Raw genomic sequence first — 6812 nt, 5'->3', positions numbered from 1 at the left:
TAACTGGGACCACGGTCCCACCTCCTACTTGCGTGTCAGAACTCATCCTTCAACCCCGCCTGGAATATCGATTCCACACGCCGGATTTAACTGGGACCATGGTCCCACTCTATTCAGCTGTTTCTATCACAATACAGATTTTGAGATTGTTACTGTGATTCCTGTATTAGGTGCGTAAGAAGATTATGTTCGTTTTGTTCCCTGGTGCTTCCTCGCTCACTCGCGGGCTTCACCCTGTCGTTCGGCTGCGGCGAGCACTACTGGCTCTCTCAGAAAAGCAGAATTTATCTGATCCTCGCAACGGGAATATCTTTCCAGCGGGTGGTGTACGCAGGGGAGAGCATATCGCGTTTCATTTGCCATGATGGCGCTATCCCTCGCCCGGCAAACCAGATCTGTCCCAGACCGGAATGATTAATGCCATCGAGAACCTTCATCAGCTCAGAGCTGTGAGGACGTGGCGGACGTTCGTCGAACAGCTGCAGCTGCGAAACGCCGGAGCCGGTGAAGTCATTCAGCATCACACCGGCTTTGGCATACAGGTGCCCATCCTTCCAGATACGCTCCAGAGCCGTTGTGGCGGCCGCAATAATGTCCCGGGTGTCCTGAGTGGGTGTAAGCAGTTTCTCCGTGGCCACGTTGCCGTAGTAAGGCTCTTTAACGGCGAACGGAGACGTTTTGATGAAAACGGAAATATGCCGGCAGTACTGGCGCTCTTTCCGCAGCTTTTCAGAGGCCCGTTCTGCGTACTGACAGACAGCCTGGCGGAGCGAATCGTACTCCGTGATTTTCTCTCCAAAGCTGCGGCTGCAGACGATCTGCTGTTTCGTCGGTGGTGCTTCCTCAAGCGACATGCAGCTTTCCCCGTTCAGTTCGCGTACTGTTCGCTCGAGAACGACGGAGAAATTTTTGCGTATAAAGGCCGGGTTCGTCAGGGCCAGATCGAGCGCGGTCCTGATACCCAGTACATTAAGTTTGCGTGCAATACGGTTTCCCACGCCCCAGATCTCTTCGACCGGCTGCAGTGAAAGCAGTTTCCGCGTTCGCTGAGGATTCCCCCTGGTCAGGGCGAGCACACCACGAAACTGTTTCCACTCCTTTGAGGCCCACTGGGCAGATTTTGCCAGGGTTTTCGTCGGCCCGGCACCCACGCCGATGGTCAGACGGGTACAGTCATACACGTGCTGGCGCAGCTGCCGGCCGAAGTCCTCCAGGTCCATGCAGTGCTCAACGCCGGTCAGGTCGAGGAACATCTCGTCAATCGAATACTGTTCCACCCTTGGGGCCAGCTCCTCCAGGCAGCTCATCACGCGCGCTGACATCGAGGCATTTATGTGGAATAGAAAAGCAAGCTTTGATGGAGGGTTTCTTCACTTTATTCGCGCTATCGGAATATCATTCCAGCAGGTAGTCCACGCCGGGCTGAGCATTTCCCGCTTCATCCTCCACGCTGTATCTACGCCTTGACCCGCAAACCACACACTGCCCAACCCGGACTGATTGATGCCGTCCAGTACCTTCATCAGTTGGGCGCTTTTCTCTCTGGGTTTGTTCTCGTTAAAAAGGTTGAACTGAGCTATGCCATTCGGCGTAAAATCATCAAGCGCGATACCGGCTTTCATATAGCGCCGACCATCCAGCCAAATGCGATCTAGTGAACGCAGTGCAACTTCAATAATGTCTCGCGTATCCTGGGTCGGCAGGGCAAGCTTTTCTCCAGCGCTATTGCCGTAATACACTTCGTTAATGGCGTGGGGTGAGGTTCTTATAAATATGCCGATGTGTCGGCAAAACTGGCGTTCACCTCTCAGCTTTTCGGCTGCACGTGTCGCGTACAAACACAGAGCCTGCTGCATGGCTGCTTTTGACGTGATGCGCTCACCGAAGGAGCGTGAGCAAATAATCTGCTGTTTTGATGGCGGAAGCTCCTCAAGAGGAATGCAGGACTCCCCATTCAGTTCCCGTACGGTACGCTCCAGAACAACTGAAAAATTTTCCCGGATAAATCTCGGACTGGATTGAGCAAGCTGTAAAGCATTTTTAATACCCATCAGATTAAGGCGTTTGCCTATTTTCCTGCCCACGTCCCAAACCTCTTCTACGGGCTGATTTTCCAGCAGCGTCATGGTGCGTTTCGAATTATCCGGTGTGAGCGCCAGGACGCCGCGAAACTGTTTCCACTCCTTGCTGGCCCATTGGGCCGATTTGGCCAGGGTTTTGGTCTGCCCAATACCAACGCCAATAGGCAGCCCAACGGTATTCAGGGCATGCGCTTTGAGACGTCGGCCAAAGTGTTCAAAATCTTCGCAACTATCAATGCCCGTCAAATCGAGAAACATTTCATCGATGCTGTACTGTTCAACTCGCGGTGTAATCTCCTCAAGAGCGCTCATGACTCTCTGACTAAGGCTATGATAAAGCGCATAATTCGAACTGAAAACGTGCACCTTTTCCCTGTAACTCTGATTTTTAATCTGGAACCAGGGCACACCCATTTTTATTCCTAACGCTTTTGCACCAGCATTGCGTGCGATAACACATCCGTCGTTGTTACTAAGAACAACAATCGGTTTGCCTCGCAAATCTGGGCGAAACAACGCCTCACAACTGGCATAAAATGAGTTTACATCCGCAAGACCAAACATTGGCATCGTTACCTCCGTCGAGTACGAGTGCAGTTGAAAAACCACGTAACAACACCAAGTAATTGCAATTCATCGGGATAAATAATTGGAAATGCTGGACTCATAGGCAAAAGCGCAAGGCGGGGCTTCAGTTGAAGACGTTTAACGGTAAACTCTCCATCGACTTCCACGACAACAATATCGCCATGAATGGCTTCCTCAGCGCGATCAACCACCAGAATGTCGCCATCACAAAGACCTGGTTCCTGCATACTGCAACCGCTGGCGCGTACAAAAAAAGTAGAGGCTCGTCGACGTATACAGAGCTCATTTAAATCCAGTTCCTTTTCGACGTAATCCTGTGCTGGGGATGGAAATGCACCCATGATCATAGGTCTTCATGAGCAGAAAAAGGACAAAATACAGGATCTTGTATTCTATAGTTTTCATACGTCAAAAAGTCATATAACAATATGATTATATTGTTAAATATAAAAATTCCACTCCAAAGAGACATGTTGATTCACTCGCAAGAGATACTGTTTATGTATACAGTATTGTGCAATGGAGAAGTAAAGCAAGTAGTTCATAAGCGCGTATTGTGATCTTGTTGAAGTAAGGGCAAATTTAGTTTTGCAAGCAGGCGATATAATTGATGGCCGCGCAATTCATGCATTCTGGCCCATTGAGGGGCAGGGTGAGCTAAAAACAGAAAGAGTGAAATTCAGGATGTTCAAGGAAATGTTCCGATAGCAGTGACCCCAAAACAACTATTGAAATCAAACCAGCATAGCGGATACATTACGCACGTTGTTACCTTGTATCATCAGGATGCCGTTGACTGTGTTTATCAGCCGTGAAGTCATTTCCAGAATCGTATTGATCATCATGGCTGTTGCCGTGCTGAGCAGTTCGCTTATGGCAAAACCGCAGGCTGTCTACAACGTCCAGGATACAACGTCCATCAGTGACCATCAGCACGACAGCGATGAACCACTGAATGAGCACGATCCGTTGCTGTTCCACTCGCACGGTAACGTACATCACCTCAATGCCGATCATTCCCACGATCTGAACAAACTATTCACGCTGACTGCTTTGCAGGCCTGGGACGCAGGCATGCGGACGACGTTCGCGCTGAGTTCAGAACAAATCCTGCGGATACCTCAGGCCACCCCCGAACGCCCTCCGAGATCCCTGATTGCGTAATAACTTCCGTTAATTCGTTATTATTCAATTTGTAAGGGTTTTTATGAATACCAGCCTTGATATGCAGGGCCGGTTGAGCGGTGGCCTGTTTTCAGCTCAGGCGCGTTCAGCTTGTCTTTTTTTCTTGTTATTAATGCTTTTCTACAGCCAGGGCGCGTCTGCCCACGGTGTGGCAGAAGGCGACAAAGGGTACATTCAGGAAATCACCGGGATTAACATCATCCCGTTTATCTACCTTGGCGCGAAGCACATGGTGACCGGTTACGATCACCTGCTGTTTCTGTTTGGCGTGATTTTCTTTCTCTACAAAATGCGCGATATCGGGCTGTACGTCAGCCTGTTTGCTGTCGGTCACTCCACGACGCTGCTCATTGGTACCTTCTTTGACATCAGCGTCAGCGCTTATCTCATTGATGCCATTATCGGCCTGTCGGTGGTCTATAAAGCGCTTGATAACCTTGGAGCCTTCCAGCGCTGGTTTGGTTTTCAGCCGAACACGAAACTTGCGACGCTCATTTTTGGCTTCTTCCACGGCTTTGGTCTGGCGACCAAAATCAAAGAGTTCGAAATTTCTCCCGATGGCCTGTTCGTCAACCTGATTGCCTTCAATGTCGGGGTGGAGATAGGCCAGCTGCTGGCGCTGAGCGCCATCCTCATCATCATGAGCTACTGGCGGCAGACGGCGAGCTTTTTCCGCCACGCCTACACTGCCAACGTTGTGATGATGAGCGCCGGTTTCCTGTTAATGAGTTACCAGATTTGTGGTTACGTTTTAGCCTGAGGGAGAAAAGAGAATGTATAACACCGATTTACCGACCCGTGCAGAACTGCCTTCTGCGATGAAACTGATGCAATCAACCATTCTGGCCGCCATTGTTGCGCTTACGCTGCTGATTACCATCGTGATGCCGTCAGAATACGGCATCGACCCGACGGGCGTTGGCCGTCTGCTGGGCCTTAAAGAAATGGGTGAAATCAAAACGCAGCTGGCGGAAGAGGCTGCTGCTGATAAAGCGGGCACGAGCCCACTGGCGCAGCAAACAGCACCGGTAAATGAACGTCCGGTGCCGGACAACCCGCCGACAATCACGCAAAACAGCTACCCGGAACTGAGTGTCCCGGCCACAACCCGTGCGCCGGAAGCGCCAACCGCCGGTTCTCAACGTAATCAGCTGCTGATTACGCTGAAGCCGAATGAAGCGGCAGAGGTGAAGATGGAAATGCGTAAGGATGCCCGGGTAGCTTATCAGTGGATGAGTTCTGGTCCTGTGAACGTCGATGCCCACGGCGATCCGGTTAATGCCCCGAAAGGGTTTTACCACGGCTATGGTAAAGATCGTCAGATTACTTCTCGTGATGGCGTGTTGCAGGCCGCCTTCGACGGAAAACATGGCTGGTTCTGGCGAAATCGTGGTTCAGAGACGATTACGATCCAACTGGATACCAATGGGGAGTACATGAGTATTAAGCGCGTCATCTGATTTACCGGGCCCGTATTATGCGGGCCCATTTTATTAATCCCGGCAATACAAGACTTTACACTCCAGCACCTTACATCCTCCCCGGGGGGATGCTAATCTTTTTAAACCGTATCATTGTCTATTGAGAGAAGTATTCAGCGATGTACCTGATGTTTAAACGTTCATCCCGTTATGTTCTGATGATTGTCATCATGGCCGTTGGCATGATGATGTCGTCGATGGGGACGTTTGCATCACATGGTACAAACGGCCTGACAGGCTACGAGATGGATCTGCACGATGCAGAAGTCACCATGACAATGCAGGACCACTCTCACGATTCGGACATCCCTCAGTCTGGCCATGCAGGCCATCATCAGACAGACCATTTTCATGAAACTCCGGAGCAGCCACCCTCTGTGGAGATTGCCCTCTCTCCTGTAGCAGACAGATGGTTGCCGCTTGCCGATCTTCGTAGTCCGGTTAAAGCCACGGACATCATTTACCGTCCTCCCAGCACCCGCCAGATCTGATCGCTGTTACCGGTAGCGTGTTTGCTGCCTGGCATTTATCAACTTCAGATTTAGCGGAGAGGCTATGTATAAAGACTCCATTCAGGCGCGTCGTGAGATTGCGCGGAATTTCACTGCACTTAATTATCGGATTGCCCCTCTGCACTGGCAGACGCTGTGCATGGGCGTTAATCGCGACCTTCAGGCCAAAAAATTGCGTCCGAATGTCCCGGTGCCTTCACGGCGTAAGGTCATTCCGTTCCTGAAAATGATGCATCAGGAAACGGGCTCGATGCTCAAAGCGATCCTCGCCTTTGGCTTTGATGGCCCATGGACCTCCAGCGGCGGATCGTTTCGTCTGGCGCGAGAAATTGGGTTCGATATCGTTCACTACGCGAAGAACATTCACCACAAAAATGGCACCGTCACCTTCCTGGAAATTGGTGCTGCCTGGGCGGGTTTTCGTGCAGAAGAAACGACCAGTCATCAGGCGACAATTTCCGGGCTGGCGGAGGGCTTCAGGGAGCAGCTTGGACAGAGTGCATTCCTGCACTTCACCAATCTCACGCCATGGCATGAATCGCTGCCAAAAGGTGTGACTGAGCATCCCTACGTGACGGCTGCCGGGTTGTGTACGCTGGAGAAACGGGGCGTTCAGGCAGGCGGGGTCGATATTATCTACTCCCAGGCAGCGGCTTATTTCGAGCAGGATTACACGACTTTCCTTCGCAGCGCAGCCCGCCTGCTGAAAGGGGATGGCGTCTTAATCTTCAACCATGATCCTGTCCTGGCGAGTGCGATGGATGAAGTGGCCTGGGAGCACGGGCTGCGCCTGGTCAGACGCAAGCAGATGGGAGGTATGAATGGCGCAATTGCCCGTTATCACCGGCTTCGCTCGTCCCCGATGAGCCAGATGGTCTTCCCTGGCGTTAATCGGACGCAGGATGAAGAAGTGGTCTGTGAATCACTGGTTATGTCAGCGCTTCGTCGCAGCGTGGAGGTGTAAC

7 protein-coding genes and 1 pseudogene are annotated in these 6812 nt (G+C 51.4%); 5 read left to right on the top strand and 3 right to left on the bottom strand.

Features of this window, described 5'->3' with window-relative positions; all coding sequences use genetic code 11:
- Positions 1-284: 284 nt before the first annotated feature.
- The 3 genes and pseudogenes from umuC (IM317_RS22315) to umuD form a co-directional block, all read right to left on the bottom strand.
- Positions 285-1340 (bottom strand): annotated as a pseudogene (gene umuC / locus IM317_RS22315) (translesion error-prone DNA polymerase V subunit UmuC); the annotation flags it as partial.
- 30 nt (positions 1341-1370) lie between these two features.
- Positions 1371-2645 carry a translesion error-prone DNA polymerase V subunit UmuC gene (gene umuC, locus IM317_RS22310; protein ID WP_033147132.1) on the bottom strand — a complete coding sequence of 425 codons (1275 nt, stop codon included), beginning with the start codon at positions 2643-2645 and terminating at the stop codon, positions 1371-1373.
- Positions 2646-2653: 8 nt separating this feature from the next.
- The gene (gene umuD, locus IM317_RS22305; RefSeq protein WP_054623424.1) at positions 2654-3016 is read right to left on the bottom strand and encodes a translesion error-prone DNA polymerase V autoproteolytic subunit; all 363 of its coding nucleotides are present in this window, start codon (positions 3014-3016) and stop codon (positions 2654-2656) included.
- A 451-nt stretch (positions 3017-3467) separates the two neighbouring features.
- Here umuD and IM317_RS22300 point away from each other — a divergent pair, with 451 nt between their 5' ends.
- From IM317_RS22300 to IM317_RS22280, 5 genes are all read left to right on the top strand, one after another.
- A complete protein-coding gene (locus tag IM317_RS22300) occupies positions 3468-3833 on the top strand; it encodes a hypothetical protein (protein WP_033147114.1) in 366 nt (121 codons plus the stop codon).
- A 43-nt stretch (positions 3834-3876) separates the two neighbouring features.
- Entirely contained in the window at positions 3877-4614 is a 738-nt protein-coding gene (locus IM317_RS22295) for a HupE/UreJ family protein (protein ID WP_033147113.1), read from the top strand.
- A gap of 13 nt (positions 4615-4627) precedes the next feature.
- On the top strand, positions 4628-5314 hold the full coding sequence (locus IM317_RS22290) for a hypothetical protein (RefSeq protein ID WP_033147112.1): 687 nt from the start codon (positions 4628-4630) through the stop codon (positions 5312-5314).
- Positions 5315-5454: 140 nt separating this feature from the next.
- The gene (locus tag IM317_RS22285; protein ID WP_033147111.1) at positions 5455-5826 is read left to right on the top strand and encodes a hypothetical protein; all 372 of its coding nucleotides are present in this window, start codon (positions 5455-5457) and stop codon (positions 5824-5826) included.
- Positions 5827-5890: 64 nt separating this feature from the next.
- Positions 5891-6811: a hypothetical protein gene (locus IM317_RS22280; protein ID WP_033147110.1), complete on the top strand. Its 921-nt coding sequence runs from the start codon at positions 5891-5893 to the stop codon at positions 6809-6811.
- Position 6812: the final 1 nt, after the last annotated feature.

It is taken from the genome of Enterobacter cloacae complex sp. S3 (assembly GCF_014930495.1).
In the GTDB taxonomy this organism is placed as follows: Bacteria; Pseudomonadota; Gammaproteobacteria; order Enterobacterales; family Enterobacteriaceae; genus Enterobacter; species Enterobacter asburiae_B.
This window is presented reverse-complemented; position numbering and strand designations above follow the sequence as displayed.